We start from the raw sequence: 1,306 nt of genomic DNA, 5'->3' as shown, positions 1-1,306 counted from the left end.
GCAAGCGCTCCTGATTTAAGCACCGTGATACTATCAACTCTGCTCCAACTCCTTACCGCTTCCCTCTCATCTTCAAATGCACCTCTTTCTGCCATTATCCCCCCTTTGGATTGGCTATTGAGAATATGCATCACTTGACTGAAATATTTATTTGCCCAGCGTTGTGGATCTTTGGTCGGGCGAACAACCCCATAAAATTGACGCTCTATCTTATCAAAATACCCCGTTATACATTCCCAACCCAATTGACCGGCGGGAACCAAAGGCTGGTCTGGACAAAGCAAAATTTTCCTGCCTAAAAAAGCGCGCTTAACCACCTTTTTATGAAAAGCAGCTCCTTGAATATCGGGCATCATGCACTGAAGTTGCTTAAATTCTTCCTCGCTATAATCACGAAGTTCACCCGTTTCTAAATCAGGCGCTTTATAATATCTCTCACTTTCAAACCAACGACATTCAACTAGCGTGACCATCCGGCGGCCATTTTCAACATCAATACCCTTCTCATCATCATAAGCTTCAAAAGCATTGTGATGAACCCCTTCATAAGAACTCCCATCACGCGCCCAATCCGCACTTAGTTCACTCCAATGCGCTTTGGGAAACATTTGTCTTGCAACTTCCAAAGGTTTACGGTCTACATACCACAAACGTTGTGCATCGGTTAAATTCGGTTGTATGGCCGCGCTGTCCCAAACCATCTTTAAGGGGTCTAAACGTGTAATAACCGGCTCCCCATCTAGACTACTCTCATAATCAAGCCTTGTATCTGTCCAGCCCATACCGCAAATGACAGCATCTTGGAAAGCATCTGAATCCGCATATTCCGCATGGGCCATGTCGCGAAACCATTCTGCTGCACCAGTGAGCAATTCGCTAGGCAAGGCCTTGCCTATTTGACGAGGAATAAACTGCACTTCTCTCTTATTATTGCGTTCAGATCCAACAACCGCATTCACAAGTGGAGCAATGCGGTTAAACGTCATGACAGGACGGCGTTGTTCTTTTAAAGCGGCTAAATCAGTCTCATTCCACTGGTCGCCATTGTAAAAACGAAAATCTTCACGCGCTTGCTCACGCCATTTGTTCACATGCTCTACATCTTCTTTGTACCAGCTTAAAAGCTTACGAAACAAACCTTCCATTGAGAAATCTGAAACCTGACTTTCTTGCTCTATATGCTCTTCATCATGCATCATTGTGCCATCCATGACGTACTCTCATAGGCTTCTCTATCGCTATAAGCTGCTCTCTTATGTTTCTGTATCGGCTGCTCATAACCCACACACATCAATCCAAAGGCATC

The 1,306-nt window shown here is 44.8% G+C and carries 1 protein-coding gene; it reads right to left on the bottom strand.

What is annotated here, in order from left to right:
• A partial coding sequence (locus K3248_RS09325; protein WP_281421929.1) for a portal protein occupies nt 1-1,211 on the bottom strand: 1,211 nt, incomplete at its 3' end.
• Between the last annotated feature and the right edge of the window lie 95 nt (nt 1,212-1,306).

This window comes from Bartonella raoultii (assembly GCF_019659805.1).
In the GTDB taxonomy this organism is placed as follows: Bacteria; Pseudomonadota; Alphaproteobacteria; order Rhizobiales; family Rhizobiaceae; genus Bartonella; species Bartonella raoultii.
This window is presented reverse-complemented; position numbering and strand designations above follow the sequence as displayed.